Origin of the sequence: Stieleria marina (genome assembly GCA_007741555.1) — a bacterium.
Taxonomy (GTDB): domain Bacteria; phylum Planctomycetota; class Planctomycetia; order Pirellulales; family Pirellulaceae; genus K23-9.
The window spans coordinates 6,962,604-6,984,967 of sequence record CP036526.1 but is presented as its reverse complement, the minus strand read 5'-3'; the positions used below and the strand labels follow the sequence as shown (position 1 = coordinate 6,984,967).

Sequence of the window (22,364 nt, the reverse complement as noted above, 5' to 3'; positions counted from 1 at the left end):
GCAAATCAAACCACCAAATCGTCAAAACTTCTCAGGTCAACTCGCACTTCGTCGGCGTTTTGTCGGCAAGCCACCGCGACCGCGCCGATGAATCCTTGGCGCGGTTCGATGGAAAAGAACTGCCATGACATGTCCGACTGCAGCTTTGGATTAAGCAACTCGATTCGCGGCTGATCCGAATCGATATCGACAAAAGCAAAGTCGGCAAGCGGTGTTTGCAATCCGGTGCCGATCGCTTTGATGAAAGACTCTTTGAGTGTCCAGATGCGCAAGAAAGAATCTCGCCGCACTTCGCCTTCTGGTTTTGACTGCAGAAAATCGATTTCCGGTTGCGAAAAATAGCGTTGGGCTAATTCAGGATCCGTGCGACGTCCCAATCGTTCGACATCGACGCCTACCAATTCGTGCCGGTCCTGGCCAACGCAGCACATCACCAGCCCATCGGTATGCGCCACGTTGAAAGGTTGTTTGGCCGCGTCCGGTCGGACCACGTACGGTTTACCGTGAACAGCGTGCGCAAACTGAATCTCGTTTGGCGTCACCGCTTCATCGCCCAGCAGGCGCCGCGCCATTCCTCGGCCCACCACATGCTGGTTGCGCGACGTCGATTTGCGAAACCGATCGGCTCGCACAATCTCGTCTTGATCCAGCCAGGATTCGCAACATGCCTCGATTCGCCCCGGTTTTTCCGACGACGTCGTTGCATGCCAAAGCGTTACTGTGTTCTGGGGATCGCTCACGTGGCCGTGTGTTCTCACGTTCCTAATGGGATGTCTCGTTGGACAACGATTCTACCCAAGGTCGCGTTTCCGCGGCCAAGAAAAACGAACCACAGATCACCAAAGTGCCGCCGGAGCCAAGAAAGTCGATTCCAGCCTGGCAGGCTTCGATCGGTGTTCTTTGCACGACTGTGTTTCGCGTCGCCGACGGGGGGACCAACGGCAGAAGGTCGTCGGTCGGGCGATATCGCGGGTTGCCCTCAAACTGCGTCAGTACCAGCAGATCCGCCGCGGGGGCTAGCAGTTTCAGCATCGAATCCGCTGATTTGTCTCGGCTAGTTCCAAACACAACGGCGACTTTCTGGTCGCCCCGCCGTTGTTCGATGCATCGGCACAGAGCCGCAATCGAATCGTCGTTGTGGGCTGCATCGACGATTGCCGTGATGCCGTTCGCCAAACAAAAACGCTCGACTCGTCCTGGGCATCGGACATTTTGCAGTCCATCGCGAATTGCTTGTTCGTTGATCGTGTGGGGGGGCGTCTTGGAAGAATCTCTTAAGATTCGTAGCTGCAGCTGTCGCGCGATCGTAATCGCGACCGCTGCATTGTGAGCTTGATGTTCGCCGTCCAATCCCAGTTCAACTTGCGACATGTTCGTATCGGGATCCAGCGGTCGGTCGGTCGTTTCCTTTAGCGGGGCTACTTGCGGAATCACTCGGTAATCCAGGGTGGATCCCCACTGCGAATCGGGTTGGCACTGAAAATCGAAATCCTTGCCCAGTTGAAACAAGTTTGCCCTGGCCTTCGTCGCCTTCGCAGCGATTACCTCTGCCGCTTCACCGCCGCGAACTCCGCTGACCAGCGGTACTCCCGGTTTGATGATGCCGGCTTTTTCGGCGGCGATTTCGGCCAAGGTGTTGCCCAGGACGTGTTGGTGGTCCAAGCCAATCGAAGTGATCGCGGATACGCTGCTCATGCAGACGTTGGTGCTGTCGAGTCGTCCGCCCAAGCCAACTTCCAAGACAATGGCATCGCATTTTTGTTTTTGAAAGTGCAGCAAACCAATGGCCGTTGTCAATTCAAAAAACGACGGATCACCGTGGCCCTGGTCCGCAAATTTCTGAGCGACCGGAGCGATTTCCTCGACCAAATCCGCCAATTGCTCTCGCGAGCAGGGTTGGCCGTCGATGCGAAAGCGTTCTTCCAGGTCATTCAAGTGGGGCGACGTGTACAGTCCCGTCACCATTCCTGAGGCGGTCAGGATCGATGCCACCATCGAACCCGTGGAGCCTTTGCCTTTGGTGCCGGCGATGTGAACGATCGGGATTTGGGGCTGATCGACACATTCGGCCAGAAATCCATCCAGCCCAAGTTCTCGCAGCAGTTCGCCGGTGCGATGTAAACGAAACGGGTATCGAGCCGTCCCGCTGGCCATTTTTTCATAATTGATGCGGTCGTACAGAAACGACAACGCTTTCTGGTAGCGGGCGTTCAGATCACGCGCGTCCAAATCACGCGTTTCGGTGCGTGGTGGATCCGATGGTGATTGCGAATCGGATTGGCTCAAGAACGTTTCCGGTCGTCAGAAAAAGGGAATGATCGAATTTGCGTCCTTTCCTCCAGGTCGCCGCAGCTATCGTTTTAGCCTGAGCGAGCGGTTTTCGGTATTCGTGGACCTTCGACTTTTGCTGGGGCATCCTCCCTTGGGATGCCACAGGGTGAGCTTTCAGTCGCCCGCGGTGAGCTTTCGATCGTCCGCGTGGTGAGCACTTTTGCGGCTGCGCGGTGGGGAAGTAGCACCCTGGAGCGAGAATCGATAACGTTTCACGCTTGGAAAGCAAAAAACACGAACACTTCGCGCCGCAGTGCCGTAGCGTAAAAATCTTGGACTGGGTCTTTGTTTTCGCAAAAACTCGTCTGACTACATGATCCCCCCGATTGTCCCTCACCCAAGCGTTTGCTCGTGGATAACGATTCAACTGCGGTCGCCGACCCTGCGGCCGCGACTACCGCCTCACCCTCCGCCGATTCTGGCGTTGTGATCGAAACCCGGAACCTCAGCAAGATTTACCGTGACTTTTGGGGGCGAAAGAAAGTTCACGCCCTCAAGTCGCTCGACATCGAGGTTCGCAAGGGCGAGATTTTTGGGCTTCTTGGACCAAACGGTAGCGGCAAGTCGACGACGATTAAATTGATTTTGGGACTCTTGTTCCCGACCAGTGGCCGTGTCTTGGTATTCGACAAAGACGCCACGGAAACCAAAAAGAACGAGCGAATCGGTTACCTGCCCGAGGAGTCGTATCTCTATAAGTTTCTTTCCGCCGAAGAGACTCTGGATTTTTACGGTCGCCTGTTCGACATGTCCGGTGCTCACCGAAAGCAGCGTGTCTCCGAACTGATCAAGCTGGTCGGTCTGGAAGCTGCCAAGCACCGTCAACTTCGTGAGTATTCAAAGGGAATGACTCGGCGTGTTGGTCTGGCCCAAGCGTTGATCAACGATCCCGACCTCGTTCTGTTGGACGAACCGACCACCGGTTTGGACCCGATTGGAACCCGCGAGATGAAAGACCTGATTCTTTCACTTCGCGACCAAGGCAAAACCGTGCTGCTGTGCAGTCACCAACTGGCCGACGTTCAGGACGTCTGCGATCGTGTTGCGATTCTGCACCAAGGCGAATTGAAGGAACTGGGGCGTGTTGCCGACCTGTTGAAAGTCCAAGACATCACCGAAGTTCACGCCAGTGGCTTGAGCGACCAAGCGAAAGACGAAATTGCCGAAGTGATCAAGCGTCACGGTGGCGATCTCAAATCGATCGACAATCCAACCGCCACGATGGAAGACTTGTTCTTGAACATCGTTCGCGAAAGTGAGGCTCGTCCAGGTGCTCGCCGAGTGGGTTCACAGGATGCGGCGGCAAGTTCCGCTGCGAGTGATTCGGAGGGTTCGGATCAGTGAACCTCCAACCCGAAGACTTCTGGTCATTCAACGAATGGCTCTTGCGACCCGACGCATTCCTAGAGAGCGCTTTACTTCAGGGCGTCGTCCTGATTGTCTTGTCGATCGTACTGGGCTTGATGGTTGGCTACATCATTTCCGCAGCACGCTACGGACCTGTCGAAGGCTTCTATGCGGTCGCGCGAACAGTCCGCGATCTGATTCGTTTTGATCTGCCCGGAACCTCGCCGCGACGTATCATGGCGCTGGCACGTTTGGCATTCAAGGAAGCCATTCGCCGCAAAGTACTGTTCGTTGTTGGGCTTTTTGTCGTCGGCCTACTGCTGGCCGGATGGTACTTGGATCCCAAAAGCGACGATCCAGCACGGCTCTACATCAGTTTTGTCTTGACGGCCACCAACTACCTGGTTTTGGCGTTGGCGTTGTTCATCAGTGCGTTTTCGTTGCCGATGGATATTAAAAGCAAAACGATCTACACGATCGTGACCAAACCCGTGCGACCCACGGAAATCGTTTTGGGCCGAATGCTTGGTTTTGTCGGCGTGGGAACGCTTATTCTGGTCCCGATGGGTTTGGCCAGTTACATCTTTGTCAAACGTGGACTCCGGCATACGCATTTAGAAGTCGCCGAAGTGGTCGACAATGGTCGCGGTGAACTTGTTGGTGAAACCGACTACGTTCAGTTCCACAAACACTCGTTCACGATCAATGCCGAAGACGGCTTGGGGCTGACCGATATTCAGCGTGGTCACAAGCACGTGGTGCGGCGAACCGAGGATGGAAAATTCGTCATCGGATCCCCTCAAGGAGCTTTGCGTGCCAGGGTCCCGTCGTACGGCGAAGTCAGCTTTACGGACCGCTCGGGCAATGTCAAAGAAGCTGGCATCGACGTGGGGGCCGAACAAATCAATCGCGGCTACGGCACCGCGGGTGTTTCGCGAGTGCTGGGTATCGCCAAGGGCCCTCGCAAAATCGAACACGGTTACATCGAAGGAGCGACACTTGCCGTCGCAACGTTCGAGTTCAAAGACGTCACACAATCACGCTACTCCGAAGGCATCCCAATCGATTTGTCGGTGCGAGCCTATCGTTCTTACAAAGGCGATATCGAATCGGGGATTCGGGGGACGTTGACGGTCCGCAATCCGGATACCAAAGCCGAATTTGACCCAATCGACTTCGTTGTCGACGAATATCAAGTTGACGAAAAAGTCATCCCTCTGACACGTAAAGGGACGGATGCCAGCGGCGAAGCGATGGATTTGGATCTCTTTGATGACTTGGTCAGTGATGACGGACACGTGCAGATCCAGTTGAAATGTTTAGATCGTGAACAGTACTTGGGTGTCACCAAATCAAGTGTTTATCTGCGTCCGGCTGAATCGACTTTTGCTTGGAACCTGACCAAAGCCTACGGGTCGATTTGGCTTCAGATGACGATGGTGATCGCGTTTGGTGTAATGTTCAGTACGTTTTTGAGTGGCCCCGTCGCGATGGTGGCTACGTCGGTCTGTGTTCTGCTTGGTTTTTCTGCCGAACAGATTTACGACACGCGTCACTGGATCGATTCGAATATGTCCAACGGCGGAGGTCCGATCGAAGCGTTTGTTCGCATCTTGCAGCAGGATGCCATGACGACGCAATTGGATGTCGAAGCGGTAGCCGGCAAAGTCATCAAAACACTGGACGCTGGCATTGTTTACATGCTGGATGCCATTGCGACTGCCCTGCCTAACTTGCCCAAAATGGTCGGCACGGCGGAATACGCTGCCAGTGGATTTGACATTTTTGGTGCACTGCTTGGGCGGCACACTGTCGCCACCCTGGGATACTGCATTCTCGCTTTTTTGATTAGCTATTTCTTCCTTAAATCGCGTGAGATCGCGGCATGAATCGTTCGTCTGTCTTTGGACGCAAGATCGTTTATCTAGTTATCCTCTTGGGGATGCTGGTGCCGCTGTACTTGCTTGGTCAACCATCTAGTGGTGGTGGCGATGCGGGTGGACGGCTAACGGAAATGCGCGTCACCTATAACATGGCCGAGAGTGATCTCGGCGAAATTAGTCCCGCAAGTGAGACGATGAAGCTCGCTTCGCTGGGCCTCCGTGGTGTCGCGGCGACATTGCTGTGGAACAAAGCTCACGAGTATCGCGTGATGCACGAATGGGATCGTTTGAAAGCGACGCTCAATAACATTGCTCTGCTGCAGCCGCACTACGACAAAGTTTGGGAGCACCAGGCTCACAACTTGGCGTACAACGTCTCGGTCGAATTCGATGACTATCGCCAACGCTACGAAATGGTCCGCGAAGGCACCGAGTTTTTGACACGCGGTGTTCGTCAAAACAAAAATGCGACGCGTTTGGTTTGGTACACCGGTTGGTTCTACGGCCAAAAACTCGGCACGTCCGACGAAAAAGAACAGTTTCGCCGTCTGTTCTCCGACGACGAAGTGCAGCACAAAGCACTGATGGACGAAGGCATCGCAGTCGACAGCCCAGAGGCCCGCGGTCCGTTTGGCAAGCCTGATAATTGGTTGGTGGGGCGTCTGTGGCTTCGTCGTGGTTACCAATTGGTCGACGATTCGGGCGTGCAGATTCGACGTCAAACGCCGATCAACTACTTTGTTGATGGTCCGAAGTGGCGAATCAAACACGCTGAAGCCATCGAACGCGAAGGTGTGCTCGATTCCAATGCCCAGGAAGCTTGGCGACTTGCTTCGGAAGACTGGACTGAATTTGGTAAGCGGAGTATTCCTGCGGTCACCGAACGATTCACAATCAAGCTGGGCCAGCTAGACGAACTGGCCGAGATGCGGAAAGAAAAACTGGCGCAGTTTCGCAAGTTGACGGGCAAAGCTTATGAAGAAGCTGAAGCTGCTAAGGTCGCGGCACTTTCGGTCGATGAGCGAAATGTTTACGAGAAAAAGCCAGAAGACCGGACGGAAGCAGGCAAAGTGCTGATGGGATATTTGGAGCAGTCACTCGTTCCAGATCTGAAAGAAGTTGTCAAAGCAGCCGACCCGGCCGTTCGTCTTCGTGCCATCACGTTGATCGATGAGATGAACGACTTAGCCACTCGCTGGAACACGACGCGTGGCTATCGCAACCAGATCAATTATCCGTACTGGGCGACGCTCGCTCAAGCAGAGCAAGAAACGCGAACAGTCAAGGCCCGGAAGCTGGTCTACGATGCCGAACAGGCTAACGTCGATGCGGAGTTGGATAAGGCAATTGCTTTGTACAAAGAAGCTTTCGAGATCTGGGCCGAAATTTTCAACGACTACCCTGTCTTGGTAATCGATGATACCGCAGACAATTTGTACAACTCGATTGTTCGCTACATGAACTTGATCGACTCGGACGATTTGCCCGAAGATTTTCCTCTTTATTCGTTTGCTGAAATGATGTCCAACGGATCGGCCAGCAGCGAGGCTTACGAGGAGTTCCGCGAACAGCAAGAACAGAAAGCGGAAGCACGTCGTCGCGAGTTGGAAGAGGAAGAGCGGCAGCGAGAAGAAGCCGAGAAGGAGGCTGCGGAGCAAGAAGGAAAAGAGCAGAAGATGACCGAAGCCAAGGATGAAGAGGCCAAGACAAAGGACGAAAAGAAGGAAGAGGCGTCCGACGAGCCTGATGCGAAAGCAGACGAACAGGCCAAAGGGGACGAAGATGCCAAAGTAGCCGACGAAAAGGATTCGCCTAAGCCAGAAAGCAGCAGCGAAACAGACACCAAAACCTCTTCGCCCGACGATGCTGATTCTGCCAAGCAAGAGGCTCCTGCGAGCGACGACGACGCTCCTGCAGAAGAGCAAGACGGCGACGACGAGCAATAGCAACGACGATCACTTCAACCGCAAATGCTTGTGGGCACCAATTGTTAGCTTTCTTTTCCCCGAATCACATTTTCAGGACCTAATCAACTAAACTCGCACTCCGCCGCAGTTCTTTTCTGCCAAACGAGCCGAACGATTGTCATTCCATCTCCACGGGCACAGGGAATCAAAACTTGCCCAATACGCCTGCGTCCGACCTTTCCAAACTGTTGGTCGAAGCAAAGAGTGGAGAGCGATCTGCCCGCGAAGCGTTATTTGGCGAACTAGCCGGACATTTGCTTCGGCACGCAACGCTGCTGATGCAAAACGAACGGCCTGATCACACGCTACAGGCAACAGCACTCGTCAACGAAGCTTGCGTGCGGATCCTAAAGGCCGATGTGATCGATTCGGTCGAGAACAAACGTCAGTTGTTCTTTGCAGCGATCCGCGCAATGCAACAAGTACTGGTCGACCACGCGCGTGCTCGCAACTCGATCAAACGCGGGCGTGGGATGTCCTCCCGTTCGCTGGACGTGGTGCTTGCCAATTTCGAGGCCAAGCATGAACTGTCGTTTCTGGATCTTGATGCTGCATTGGAAAAACTCCGCCAAGAGCACCCACGTCTACACGAAACGATCACGCTGCGTTTCTTTGCAGGGCTAACGATCGCCTCAACGGCGGAAGTGTTGTCCTGCAGCGAAAGTCGCGTGGAGGCCGATTGGAGGCTGGCGCGCGCCAAGTTGCTAGGCCAAATGAGCGATCGTCAATGACTGATTGGAATCGCAGTAGCGTCGAGTCGATTTTTCGCGAAGTGATCGCCGCTGGTGATTCTTCGCAGCGTCGCATCCTGCGTACGATTGACGCAAACAAGCGACATGAAGTCGAGCAACTACTGCAGTTTGACGCCCAAGCCAACGAACAGGGACTGCTTCAGTCGTTGCAGACATCCGCGGAGTTCGAATCTCGCTTTCCATCGGGCACGCTTTTAAAAGACCGATACCGAATCGTTTCGCTAATCGGCCAAGGTGGCATCGGGGAAGTTTATCGTGCCGACGACTTGGAATTGGGGACCAGCGTTGCGCTGAAATTCCAGCCCGCGCAGGACGAAGTGGAGACGGCACGTGACGATCACCTGCTGAACGAAGTTCGCTTGGCTCGGCAGATCTCGCATCCCAATGTTTGTCGTGTTCATGATATTGGCGAATACGAAGGCCAGCGATTCATCACGATGCAGTACATCGACGGTGAAGACTTACGAAGCCTGCTGCATCGCGTTGGTCGCTTGTCGCATTCCAAAGCGATCGAAATCTCGCATCAACTTTGCTCGGCTCTGTCCGCCGCGCACGCCAGAGGCCTGCTACATCGCGATCTGAAACCGTCCAACATAATGGTCGATGGGAACGGAAACGCGTACATCACGGACTTTGGCCTCGCAGTCATTTCGTCCGATCGAACTGGCGTCGGCGACTCACCGGGAACCCCCGCCTACATGGCTCCCGAGCAATTACTGTCGGGAGTCACAACCGTACAAAGTGATTTCTACTCCCTGGGATTGGTTCTGTACGAATTGTTTACCGGGCAGCGCGCGCACGCCCACGGCTCGATGGCCGAACTGCTGGAACTGCATTCAAAAGCGTCGCAACCTACCAAACCGTCTGACGTGATCGACGATCTATCACCCGCCGTCGATGCAGCGATCCGTCGGTGCTTAGATTCAGATCCAAGCGGGCGTCCGCTTTCGGCGGCCAGTTTGGCAACGCAGTTGTCCGCCGGTGATCCTCTTACCGCGACAATGATCACGGACGAAGTGCCGTCACCGGATTTGGTTGCGACCTATGGCGAACGCGGCATCTTGTCGCCAACAACCGTGTTGGTGTTGCAGTTTGCCATCGTGATTGGCCTAGCAGTCATTCTGATGCTTTGCGGCAAGAGTCGCTGGGTTAACATGGCGGGGTTTGACCGTCCAGAAGTTCTCCAACGCGACGCCCGGAAACTAATCTCGCGATTTGGTTATCACACTGCCGGATTCGATTCGGCCAACGGATTCTTGGGACATGAGATAGGTCAAAGCGAGGCAAGCGCCCCCGCGTTTTGGTATCGCGAAAGCCCCGAACCATTGATCGGAATTCAGATTCCACTGGAAGCGATGCCGGCCAACTATGGAACCATCGTCAACTTGGTGGACCCGCCGTGGACGCGTCCTGGCATGCTGGGAATGAAGCTGGACGCAGGCTCCGGGGGCAAACTGTCTTGGTTTCGGGCGACCCCGTTGAACCAGCGAGTCGACAAAAACTTGCCGGCGGCAACGGTCGCTTGGAGTGATTGGTTCACCAAAGAAGCGATCGGCTTCGAGCTGGCGTCACTCTCACCGGCGACGTGGAGGCATACGCCACCGGATGCGTTCGATGCTCAAATGGCTTGGGAAGGTCGCTTGCCAGAATCGAACGAACCCATCTACGTGGAAGCCGCTGCTTTTCGCGGTCGCCCCACTTGGTTTCGAGTGATGAAGCCCAATGAGTTTGAAACGGCCGATTCCATTCCGCGACCGGTGCATCAAAACAGCCGCGGCACTGGAGTCGGTCTTTCGATTTCGAACATCATCACCGTGCTGTTGATTTCATTTTTTGCAATGCGCAACTGGCGATCGCGCCGATGCGACCGTCGCGCAGCATGGAAGATCGCCGTTTTTGTTTTTGCCGGTCAGGTCATTGGCTGGAGTTGCTTGACCAGTCACACGTTGTCGCCAAGTGAATACTTTTTGGTTCGCGATGGTTTAAAGAGTGCGATTGGAAGCGCGCTGACCGCTTGGTTGGTGTATCTCGCTTTGGAGCCGGTTGTGCGAAGACACGTTCCACATCTATTGGTGTCGTGGTCGCGTTTGCTGGATGGTCGCTTCGTTGACCCAATCGTCGGGCGGGATCTACTGATCGCCGTCTCAGTCGCTGTCTGGGTGGAGATGCTGCTAACATGTGTACAGTCCCTGCCAGGTACTCAGCCCATGGGAATTGATCCGATTCCGCTTCAAGGCTGGCCCGGAGTCATTGGGATGGCAGTGGGAGGGGGGGCCAGTTTCGTCACATGGATGCTGATCATCTTCACAAGCTTCATTTTGGTGCTGCGATACAGTCGTTCCAAAATACTGGCGGTTGCTTTCGTTTTTCTGGGCATCGGTCTTTCGGCAGCCGCGCGCGACGAAAACTTGCCTTCCGCCTGGCTTTATCTAGGCATCGCGATCATTCCCGCTGTCGCAACGCTTCGCTACGGGCTGCTGTTCCTGGTTCTCTTCTCAATCTTTGACAACTTGTTACTGTTGCCGCTGACGTTTGATCCGTCCGTGTTCTTCTTCGAAACAAGCGTCTTCTGCATCCTCGTCGTCTTGGTCGCCGCGTTCTGGGGAGGCTTTGTTGCGTTAGGTAAAAAACGCAAACGTCTGTTTGGTTAGTCGACTGCGACAAGGAGGCCGTTGTATTTTGTTCTTCAGCGCCGATACTTAGCGGCTCGGACTCAGGACGAATGCTGGCGTCGCGGACGGCTGACGGAAGTTGGCGATGTCGAATCCGCGGGCTGGGCAGACCCCACGAATCAATTTCGTGGGGGATCACACCCAGCGATCAATCATTCCAATGCAGACGCCATTGATTCGTTTCATCAGGGCGGCGCGTACTTCTTGTTGGCCGACGGATCAACGCAGTTCATCAGCGAAAGCTTGAATGCAAAGATCCTGGTAAGTCTGATTTCACGTCAGGGTGGCGAAATCGCTGCAGAACTATGATTGTCGCAGGGCAATCTTGCTCGCTGATACAATTGTCCAGTGCAGTGTGCAGGCCCTCGCTCGTGTCTGACTGCACTTTCAAATGGCGAGGGAGTTTCCCGAAAAAGTTTCCCGAATTGGCAAAGGAGACGGGACTCCGATTTCGCCTTTGTTTTTGCTCCACCGTTCTCGAGAAGTCTACAGTGAACACGATGCCAGTCCCCCATTCAGAACGCGAATTCCATTTCATCTCGGGCTTACCCCGATCGGGCTCCACGCTCACGGCGGCACTCTTGCGGCAAAACCCACGGTTCAGCGCGGGCATGTCCAGCCCGGTAGCCGGTTTGTTTGAAGGTGTGATTTCCCAGGTCTCTGCCGGTAGCGAAATATCGACGATGGTCGATCCGGATCAGCGGGCCCGAATTCTGCGAGGCCTATTCGACAGCTACTACGCCGATCGCGATCAGCCCGTGATCTTTGATACCAGTCGATCTTGGACCGCCCAGCTTTCGGCACTGATGAAGTTGTTCCCGGACGCCAAACTGATCTGCACGGTCCGCAACGTCGCCTGGGTAATGGATTCGCTGGAGCGACAGTTTCGTAACAACGCATTCGAGAACACTCGGCTGTTCAACAACCCTGGCGAACGGTCGACCGTCTACACTCGAGTCGAGGCACTTGCCGGTGCCAATCGCTTAGTTGGCTATCCATGGCACGCTCTTCGCGAAGCTTGCTACAGCGAGTTCGCCGAACGCTTGGTTCTGGTCGACTACGACTTGCTGACGGCACGTCCCGCTGACGTGCTCCAACTGCTGTACGAATTTCTGGGCGAAGAACCGTTTGAGCACGACTTTGAAAATGTCCAGTACGACGCACCCGAATTCGACGCTCAGCTGGGCCTCGACGGCCTGCACCGTGTTCACAAAACGGTCCAACCTCGACCGCGAGAGACCATCCTGCCACCGGATCTGTTTCAGCGGTATTCGCAGCTCTCTTTCTGGCATGACCTGCCTCACTCCGCCGCCTACCGCATCGTCGCTCAGGCACCTACTGACCAGCAGCAGCACACGATGCCCGAGCCCAAGCAAACAGTTCAGTAAGCCAATAGCCTACGCATTTTGGACAACGAAACAAAAATGACTGACTTAGAAAATATAGCTGCGGCGCACTCAACCAAATGCCAGAGCGGTCAGAATATCTGAATTCGTTCTCGTCGCCTTACCCAGATCCCACGACAGATTTCTCTCACCCGCATCGATCGCAAATGATCTCCAATCGCACCAACGAACGACGCGGCAAACGCGACACCAACAAGCTAAATAGGAATCGGCGAAATAGGAATCGGCGGAAACTGGTGCGCGGATTCCAACAGTTAGAAACAAGAAAATTGCTTGCCACAGTTGTCGTCGATACGTTAGACGACCGCGCTGACCAGCAGCCACTCCCCATTAACCTCTTGATCGCAGATCCGGGTGCTGACGGCAAAATATCACTTCGTGAAGCCATTGATGCTGCCAACACGACGATCGGCCATGACACGATCACGTTCTCACCAACGCTGATTGGCACGCTTGACGTTACTCTGCTGCCCAATATCACTGAGAGCGTTACGATCCTTGGCGAAATGTTCTCGCTTGGCGAACACAAAATCAGCATCGACGCGGATGACGATTCTCGAATTTTTAATATTGAAGGCGCCGGCAGCGCAGTCGGCAACCTCAATGTACACATCAGCAACTTAACACTTCAGAACGGACGCACCGAATTCAGCAATAGCAACGGCGGTGCGATCCGTTTTGTCTCTACAGGGACGCTCACCCTGGAAAACTCAATCATCCGAGACAATGAAACGAGGGGCAAAAACGCAAAGGGTGGTGGTGTGTATTCGCAGGATGCATCGAGCACGATCCGGCTCACTCAAGGCACTCTGATCAGCAAGAATAAAACTACTGGCGATGCCGCAAGTGGCGGGGGCGTTTTTTCGGCTGGAGAAATTGTCGTTGACGATAGTGATGTCATCGGCAACACGACATCAGGCTATGCAGCGTCAGGCGGTGGTCTTGCGTCACAAACCGAAGTGCGACTGATCAATAATGCGCAGGTCAACGGAAATTCGACCAACGGAAGATACTCTCAGGGAGGCGGAATCTACGCGGGCGGATCTCTTCGTTCGGACAAAACGCCAATTTTGGGCAACGTCTACGTCAGCTCCAGCGAAGTCGATGGGAACAGTACACTAACCCGGTTTTCCAAAGGCGGCGGAATTTTTGCTAACGATGTTCAGATAACTGACAATAGTTTCGTTAGGAACAATTATACAAATAGTCGGCTATCATCTGGTGGCGGGATCTACGCACTGGGCAACTTGAAAATCCACGACTCGGAGCTGGCTGACAACAGCACCCGAGGAGGCGTTTCAAAGGCTGCTCACCTTGCCTGTAACTTTGCGGTCAATCTGCTCAAATCCGCGCCTTTGATCGGGTTAGATTTGATTATCCCCGTTCCTGTGGTTGATGTCGCGCAGACGCTCTACACTGCTTTCGCGATTGCCAACTCCAATTTTGACTTCGTTGACCTTGACCCCTGTCCCGCGACGCTCGGCAGTGGCGGATCGGGTGGCGGTGCATTTGCCAGAACCATCGAAGTTCGCAACAGCGAGATTATGCGCAACTATACCGATGGCAATAGCGGCCAGGGGGGCGGACTATTTGCATCTCTTTCGATCGATGCGACTGGTTCGACTTTTATGTCCAATTGGACCGAAGAACCCGGTTCGCACGGAGGAGCCTTGGCTGTTGGCGGCAAAAAAGACAAAGTTTTGGGAGAGGGTGTAAAGATCCAAAGCAACCCCTTCATTGTCGTAGCGAACAGTTCCTTTAAAGAAAACAGAACCGAAGGAACAAACTCCGATGGGGCAGCCGTCTTCGGCGGTGATGGATCCGTCATCTCGATCAGCAACAGCCTCTTCAACATGAATCAAACGGAAGATGATTCATCCGATGGCGGTGCAATCGCCGGATACACGGTGACGCTTAATGATACGGTCGTTACCGACAACTCAACATTGTCGTCCAACAGTAATGGCGGCGCAATCGATGCAGTCAATGCCAACATTTACCGATCGGTGCTTTCTTCCAACGCGACCAAGTCAACAGGCAACGCTGCCAGCGGAGGCGCAATCGCAGCAGATAAAGTGACGATCGTCGATAGTGTCTTTCGCGATAATTCGACGAAGTCGGATACTCAGATCATTTCTTCAATTGGCAGCGTGAATCCTGCTGGCGGTGGAGCGATTCACGCACGGACAAGTGCATCCATTTCGGGCAGCCTTTTCGACGGCAATTCCACCTCCGGTGCACGAGCGCACGGAGGTGCCGTGTATTCCGAAGGCACCGTAACAACGGTCGAATCAACCTTCGTCGACAACAGCGTTGAGGACAAATCTCGCTTCTTGTCTCCCGGTGTGGCGAATGGTGGAGCCATCTTTGCTGAACGCAGCATCGAAACAACTCGCTCCACGATTACGGGTAATCGAGCCGGCGGTAGCGGAGGAGGATTATTCGCCGTCGGCGGCGGAGTATTGGCGGAGGGAGCGGTCTTCGATCCTGACTCGGTGTCAGTCACAACCAGAGATAGCGTTATCGTGGGCAACGCTGCGATCGACGCAGGTAACGAAGTTTTCACTGTCGCGCTGAATCGGAAAGGTTCATCGATTATTGGACAAGGCGATCAAGCTGACGATATCGTACAGACCAGTCGTTCGGGCTCAGGAAGGAGCGTTACCACCTTTCTAGTTGACGGAGTCTTTGACGAAACGACCAGCTTTAAGCATGGCGGCATTAGCTTTCAAAGCGGTGTACTGGATGACAACGGAGGACTATCAGTTGGCTGTACCGATCAGCCGGGACTACCGCTGGGTGACTGCTCCACCTTGTCGATTGACACAGTTTTACTTTTGCCAGATCTACAGAACTTGGGTGTCGTTCCGAACCCGACGAGTCCCGTCGTCACGACCGCCCTGGAATTCGATGACACGACAAACACGACGACATTGCGCGAAGCCATTGCCTTTGTTGATGCTGACCCGAACGATGCGTTTTCGGAAGTAACGTTCAATCTTGGCGTCCCACGTTCGCGTATTCAGTTGAGCAGTGAGATCATTGTCCAGCACGGTCTGACAATCACAGGACCGCTGAACAAAGGGATTACTTTGGACGCAAATTTTTCAAGTCGCATTTTTCACTTCGAGAGTGAAAACGCCGACGTTGAAATTGCCAACCTAAGTCTTGTCAACGGTTCGACCATCGATGACAACGAAAGTGGTGGCACGATCCGATTTGATTCAACGGGTACGTTGACGTTGAAAAACTCAGTGATTCGGAATAGCCGCACCTTCGGCGAGAACGCAAAGGGAGGAAGCATCGCGGCATCTGATGGAACCGTCGCCATAACGAACAGTTCAATCTCTCAATCGTCGACTCGAAATGACAATGCGGACGGCGGCGCAATTTACGCCAATATCGTCCACTTTTCCGACGACAGTCTGGTTTCGGAAGCGAGAACCGAAGGGGCCTATTCCGATGGCGGTGCCGTTTGGGCGAATGACGTCACTTTGGAAGATTCAATCCTTGAGCTCAACTCGACGCGGGGCTACTACTCACGCGGAGGTGCCGTCTTCGCTGACGAATTCAACGCCTACAGCTCAAGCATGCTGCGTAACGTAACCCAAGCAGATAGGTCGCGAGGAGGTGGCGTTTATGCTGACTACGTTTTTGCCCTGGAGAGCTCGTTTCTTAGTAATTCGTCCCGGGGAAATGACGCGCCTGGAGGAGCAATACTTGCAAGAGAATTGCTGATGTTTGACTCAAATGTCAGTTTCAACTTTACCCTCGGAGATCGGTCTGACGGAGGCGGTGTTGTCGCATTGATTGATGCGACTGCATTCGAGTCAAGTTTTTCAGAGAACTCAACGAGAGGCAATGAGTCAGACGGAGGCGCGATTGCCGCTCCGACACTCCTTCTTTCCAACAGCCAGCTTAGGCTTAACCACACGTCTGGAAACGGCGCGAGCGGTGGTGCAATCAACTCAACTGTCTACGCGTCCATCACTGAGTCGTCCATTACTGAAAACTACACGAACGGAAATTCTTCACCGGGAGGTGGTCTTAGCACCCGCAAAAGTGTTGTCATTGAGAGTTCCATCGACAACAACCGTACCCTCGGTGATGACTCGCCTGGTGGAGGAATCAGCTCGATCGCTTTTGGTTTGCTAGACTTCATCGTCGCTGACAGCAGTGTTTCCAACAACAAAACGAAAGGCATGGCTTCCTTTGGTGGAGGTATCTCCAGTGAGCGATTGACAATGATCAATGCGACCGTCGCCAACAATAGCACGCAAAACGTAAATGCTGCTGGCGGAGGTGTGTACTCGAGTTTCTTGGCACTCATCGACAACAGTACGATCAGTGGCAACCACACTTCGGGAGCCTATTCGCAAGGCGGCGGAATGTTGGTTCATCGTGGTTACGTCGTACAGTCAACACTAAGCGGAAATTCGACCGGCTCGGATGACAATTCTTCGGGTGGAGCCATCTTTGCAGTCAACGACTTGGTTTTGGAAAACACGCTTAGCCTGGGTAATTACGCAGCAGGGAATTCTGGTCACGAAATCACGGCCGTCAACTTATCGTTTGGAGGCAACAATATCGTTGGCAGCAACACGACGGCCTTCGATGCAAACGTGAATTCCAATGTCAATAATGCGAATCCAGACGCGGTTTTTGCCTCAACTCAGAGCTTGCGTTTTGACAGCGACGGCGACGGCTTCCTGAATGTCGAAAACGCTTTGGGGTTTAAGAACGGGGAGCTAAAGGACAACGGCGGTAGGCTGAAGTCGATCGCTCTAATGGCCACCGCATCGAACCCCGCAACCGACGCGGGCGACGATAGCCAAATCCCAACCGATGACCAAGACCTGGACAACGACGGCGATACTACCGAACCGGTTCCTTTCGATATCCGAGGTGTCGGTCGGCAAGTCGACTTATCGCAAGCAACCAGTAATTTCGCAGCGACTGCCAATGCCTTCGTGGCCCTCAATATATCCGCTTCGGGGTCAACGGTGGATATTGGATCGTCTGAAGTTCAGACGACCATTCCCGAAACGAAGGGATTGGTTGTGACCACTTTGGACGATGTGGAATTCGATTTCGATCACAAAATCTCCCTTCGTGAAGCGATCGCATTTTCGCAAAATGGAGACGTGATCACCTTCGATCCGTCGCTCGCAGATGGAACGATCGTTCTTTCCAGCGAGGGAGAGTCTTTGTCCATCGACAAAACCCTCCTAATCAATGCGTCTGACGCCGGTCACATCACCATCGACGCCGCCGGAGCATCGCGAGTTATTGACTTTACGTCACCCACTGGCGATTTAGCGATCAACGCAATTTCGCTCACTGGCGGTAATGTGGCGAGCGAACCCGGCGGCGCGATCCGATTTCAATCAAGTGGAGATTTGACGATTTCTAATAGTCAGATTTTTGACAACCGTACAACCGGCGAGGGTGCCCATGGAGGCGCGATTTACGCTACCGGACCTGTTAATCTGCAAAATGTTACCCTGCATAACAATTCCACTGATGGCTTCGAGGCCCACGGCGGCGCGCTGTTTGCCACCGAGTCAGCGTTTTTGACGAACGCAACTGTAACGGACAACGAAACATCCAATGACGTATCCAACGGCGGTGCACTTCACGCTGATACGATCACCTTGGTTTCTAGTACGATTGTCGGAAACACTGCCAACGGCGTGACGTCTTTGGGCGGTGCCTTCTTTGCCAACAACGCGACGGTGCGAAACAGCATCGTGTTATCGAACCAGTCGGCAAGCTTAGACGCCAATGCGGATGAACTTTTCGTAACCGGTGTACTCGCGTTCGAAGGAAACAATATCGCCGGATCTTCCGGCTCAACTTTCGGAGTCCTTAACACGAACGTCCAAAGCGCGAAAGCAGATGACGTTTTCCTTACGACTGAATTAGTCACCGAGGGCGCACTTCCCACTTTGCCATTGCTAGCGTCGACGACTAATCCAGCACTGGATGCTGGCATCGACGCGCTGAACCCAAGTTCTTTTGATGCCAGAGGCCTATTAAGACTCGTGGACCTACCCGGTTTCGAGGGCGTGAACCAAATTGATTTGGGAGCCTACGAATTGCAGCTAGATACTGAGGAGTTACCAAGCCTGCATGTTACGACTGCGTCCGATGTAGTTGATCCAAATGACTTCGCGACTTCACTGCGCGAGGCCGTCTTTCTGGCGAACACGGTCAACATTGATGCCGATGGAGATGGATTGACACATGACACGATTACGTTCGCCCAAGGAGTCACTGAAGCAACGCTAACATCACAGTTGCCGTTAACCAGTTCGCTCACGGTAAGCGGAAATGGTCCCGATGCTACGATCATCAACGCGACAGGCACTAACCAACGTATCTTTGATATTACCGACAATGATGCGGGTGCAATCGACATCATCATTAGCGATCTAACGATCACTGGTGGTGGACGCTCTGATGCTCCGCATTTTGGCGGTGCGATTTTGAATCGCGAGAACTTGAGCATCGAGAACGTCGTTTTGCATGGCAATGCTGGCTCGCTAGGCGGTGCCATTTTTCAGTCTGGCGAAGGAACCCTTGCAATCATCAATAGCATAATCGAAGGCAATTCTGCTACCGAAAAAGGTGGCGGCTTGCATATTGAAGGCAGTGAGCAGGTCTTGATCGATGGCGTAGAGTTTTCAGCCAATACATCGGGATTGGATGGCGGCGGTATCGCTGGAACAGGTAGTCGACTCACCATTCGCAATTCGACATTCGACGGCAATACGGCAGAACGAGACGGCGGTGGCATCCAGCTCGAATCCACCGGCACCGTGGAAATCGTTCAGGCAACGCTGAGTGGAAATTCCGCAAAACGCCACGGTGGGGGCCTGGCAAGTTTGCTACCTCTCTCTGCGGGAACCGTCGAAAGCAGCACACTGACGGGTAACCGCGGCGACTCGGACGGGGACGGCGTTGGCCAGGCGGGAGGGTTCTTTGATTCATTCCCGACCTTGGCTTTGCACAACTCGATTGTTGCAGCGAACTTCAAGGGAACTGCGAACTCGCCTTCCGATATTGAATCGGGTGTCGGGCTTGGTTCGTCGCACAATTTGATTGGCACCACCGCCACGTTTGTCACGCTGACCGACGGTGTTGACGGCAACATCGTTGGCGTTAACGGCCTAGGGACCCGAGATGCCACAACGATTTTCGCAGGCATTGACCCGATTTCACAGGGCGGTGCGTTAGCAAATAACGGTGGGCGTGTGCGCACAGTTGCATTATCGCAAAACCCAAACAATCCAGCACTTGATCATGGTGACGACTCACGCATCTTTTCCATTGGCGATGCCGCGGATCGCCAGAGAAAAATTGACTTGCTAGGAATCGGCGTTGGTCAAAACACCGTCGATCTCGGTGCGGTTGAAGCGGCCGAAATCGCGTTTGTCGTAACGCAATTGACGGATGAAAACGATCTTTCCGATACAGATGTCGCTACCTTTGATCCATCGGACCTTTCGCTGCGAGAAGCGATTGCACTGTCCAATAGCACGCCTGGAATTGAAACCATCTTGTTCGAATTTGATGGTGTTGGCCCGCATGTAATGAATGTCGCAAGCCAACTGCCAACCATCTCTGCTCCAGTCGTGATCAACGGCACATTAACCAATGGTTTCATAGATGCACCCATCATACAGCTCAATGCTAATGGTATTGTTTCGGATGGCTTACGCATTTCCACTAACGACGTGACCATTAAAGGCCTATCGGTAACTGGATTTGCTAACGATGGCATTGAGATCCGCGAAGGCGCGGGACACACGATTGCCGACAACTGGCTAGGACTTGATCCGGCTGGCGTCGCGAGCGGCAATCGCTTTGGTTTAAAGGTGGGCAATTCTACTGACAACTTGATCGACGGGAATGTTATCAGTGGCAATACCGGAACGGGTGTGTTTGTCACATCGACGGCGGCGGAGAATACATTTCGCTTGAACAAAATCGGCACAGACCCGATTGGTGACTCCCCTCGGCCCAACGTTGATGCGGGAATGAATGTCATCGGAACAGGCAACTTCGTGGTCGACAATCAGTTTTCGGGTAACGGCAAGCAAGGTTTGATCATTGCGGGTGCCGCCAACACCGTCCAAGGCAACTTGGTCGGCACGGACGCGGCCGGTTCATCTGCGCTTGCCAACGGTGCCTTTGGAATTTTGGTTCAATCCGATGGCAACTTGATTGGCGGTAGTTCTACTGAAGGCCAAGGCAATGTCATCTCCGGCAACATCCGCCAGGGTTTACTGCTGAACAATGCGGACAACAACACTGTTCGCGGCAACTTGGTCGGCGTGGATGTCACTGGAACAGCGGCGATCGCCAACACTTCCTATGGCATCTACGTTCTCAATAGCGATGGCAACGAAATCGGTGGCAGCAATCTCGGTGATGCCAACATCGTATCTGGAAACGGCGGCTCGGGCGTCGCGTTTGCTCGTTCCAACAACAACACGCTGCGAGACAACAATGTCGGCACCGATCTAACAGGTCAAAACGCGGTCCCCAATAACGCAATCGGCGTCATCCTCCTCGCCGGCGCATCCGACAACTTGGTGGTCGACAATCTGATCTCAGGCAACACAGCCAGTGGCTTGGCTTTGATTGGCATCGACACACAAAACAACACTATCGACGGCAACCACATCGGTTTCACGGAGGGCTTCACCGACCAATTGGCCAACGGATTGTTTGCCGTCCTCGTCTCAGCATCCAACAACGTCATCGACGGCAATACAATTGGGGCCTCGACTCGCGGTGTCGTATTTACCGAAGCAGGTGCCAGGAATAATGTCCTGTCAAACAACAGCATTTCGGGAAATACGACGGGCGTCCAATTTGCCAAAGGTGCACGCGACAACATCGTCGGCCCTGGCAACCAAATCTTTTTCAACGACACCGGCGTTCGTTTTCTAGGTAATAGCGGTTCGCAAAATACGATCACGCAGAACATTCTGCAAAGTAATACAATCGGCATCGACTTAGCTGGCCCAGGGCCATCATCAAACGATTTAAACGACGCCGACGAAGGCCCCAACCGAGGCCAAAATCATCCCGAGTTGCAATCCGCGTTCGTTAACGGCAACAACTTGAATGTCAATTTTAACGTGCCCACACTGCCGGCCAATGCTGCCTATCCGCTGACCATTGAGGTGTTCCGCTCGGACAGCTTGGGCCAGGGGGCGGAGTATCTAGGTTCGGTTGTCTACAACTTCGCCGCGTTTAATGTCGGCAACGTGACCCGGGCGATTCCGGCGGCCGTATCAGCGTTCAATTTGTCACCGGGTGATTTCATTTCGGCCACCGCGACGGATGCCGACGGCAACACATCGGAGTTTTCCGCGGCGGTGCAAATATCAGCGGCGGGCAGCTCAGCTGCGGGCAATGCTGACCCGGTTAGCCTTGCAAGATCGGCACTAGATGTCAGCGGCAATGGCGAAGTCACACCGCTGGACATCTTGATGGTCCTGAATGACTTGAGCGAACGTGCGCACGGTGAACTCACCGACAAGACGGTTCAAAATGAGCGGTACGATGTCAACGGAGACGGACACGTCACGCCGGGTGATGCTCTGGAGATCATCAACTTCCTCAGTACCCGGGCGAACGATCGTCCCGAACTAGAATCGCTGCAATTTGCCAACCTAGTCGACCAGATCTTTGCTTTGGCGGACGATGACAAGACCGATTTGGAAGAATCGTTGCTGTTCTAATCTTTCATGCACAGAAAATCGCGGCGATGTTGCAGCAGGAAGCCGGCGCGGTGGTTGCGGCGAGAACATGGATCGTCGATGGTGCCGTGGGAATGCTCGATATGGCCTTGGATCATCTCAAGCGAGACGACATGGTTGATCTTGAACCAAGATCAACGGGCGACCCTCGTTTCCAACCTGCTGGTCGTCCTGTGCAGCGATCGCCACACGCAGCCGATTGTTCAAACCGGAGCCTAGCTCACTGGCGA

General features: G+C 53.8%; 10 protein-coding genes. 8 read left to right on the top strand and 2 right to left on the bottom strand.

Annotation, left to right across the window (positions count from 1 at the left end):
- Positions 1-5: 5 nt before the first annotated feature.
- Together K239x_RS24715 and K239x_RS24710 are read right to left on the bottom strand one after the other, a co-directional pair.
- On the bottom strand, positions 6-740 hold the full coding sequence (locus K239x_RS24715) for a 4'-phosphopantetheinyl transferase family protein (RefSeq protein WP_145420992.1): 735 nt from the start codon (positions 738-740) through the stop codon (positions 6-8).
- Positions 741-762: 22 nt separating this feature from the next.
- The gene (locus tag K239x_RS24710; protein WP_145420991.1) at positions 763-2,286 is read right to left on the bottom strand and encodes a bifunctional folylpolyglutamate synthase/dihydrofolate synthase; all 1,524 of its coding nucleotides are present in this window, start codon (positions 2,284-2,286) and stop codon (positions 763-765) included.
- A gap of 396 nt (positions 2,287-2,682) precedes the next feature.
- Here K239x_RS24710 and K239x_RS24705 point away from each other — a divergent pair, with 396 nt between their 5' ends.
- The 8 genes from K239x_RS24705 (at position 2,683) to K239x_RS24670 (ending at position 22,116) form a co-directional block, all read left to right on the top strand.
- Positions 2,683-3,675: an ABC transporter ATP-binding protein gene (locus tag K239x_RS24705; RefSeq protein ID WP_145420990.1), complete on the top strand. Its 993-nt coding sequence runs from the start codon at positions 2,683-2,685 to the stop codon at positions 3,673-3,675.
- On the top strand, positions 3,672-5,567 hold the full coding sequence (locus K239x_RS24700; protein ID WP_145420989.1) for an ABC transporter permease: 1,896 nt from the start codon (positions 3,672-3,674) through the stop codon (positions 5,565-5,567). Before K239x_RS24705 ends, K239x_RS24700 begins: the two co-directional genes overlap by 4 nt.
- On the top strand, positions 5,564-7,507 hold the full coding sequence (locus K239x_RS24695) for an ICP22 family protein (protein WP_145420988.1): 1,944 nt from the start codon (positions 5,564-5,566) through the stop codon (positions 7,505-7,507). Before K239x_RS24700 ends, K239x_RS24695 begins: the two co-directional genes overlap by 4 nt.
- 173 nt (positions 7,508-7,680) lie before the next feature.
- Positions 7,681-8,259: an ECF-type sigma factor gene (locus tag K239x_RS24690; protein WP_145420987.1), complete on the top strand. Its 579-nt coding sequence runs from the start codon at positions 7,681-7,683 to the stop codon at positions 8,257-8,259.
- Positions 8,256-10,931 (top strand): serine/threonine-protein kinase, encoded by a 2,676-nt coding sequence (locus tag K239x_RS24685; RefSeq protein ID WP_145420986.1) that lies wholly within the window; start codon positions 8,256-8,258, stop codon positions 10,929-10,931. Before K239x_RS24690 ends, K239x_RS24685 begins: the two co-directional genes overlap by 4 nt.
- A 21-nt stretch (positions 10,932-10,952) precedes the next feature.
- Positions 10,953-11,261 carry a DUF1559 family PulG-like putative transporter gene (locus tag K239x_RS24680; RefSeq protein ID WP_145420985.1) on the top strand — a complete coding sequence of 103 codons (309 nt, stop codon included), beginning with the start codon at positions 10,953-10,955 and terminating at the stop codon, positions 11,259-11,261.
- Between the two features lie 191 nt (positions 11,262-11,452).
- Positions 11,453-12,340, top strand: coding sequence for a sulfotransferase family protein (locus K239x_RS24675; protein WP_145420984.1), 888 nt, complete (start codon positions 11,453-11,455; stop codon positions 12,338-12,340).
- 287 nt (positions 12,341-12,627) lie between these two features.
- A complete protein-coding gene (locus tag K239x_RS24670; protein ID WP_419189358.1) occupies positions 12,628-22,116 on the top strand; it encodes a right-handed parallel beta-helix repeat-containing protein in 9,489 nt (3,162 codons plus the stop codon).
- The last annotated feature ends 248 nt before the right edge of the window (positions 22,117-22,364 follow it).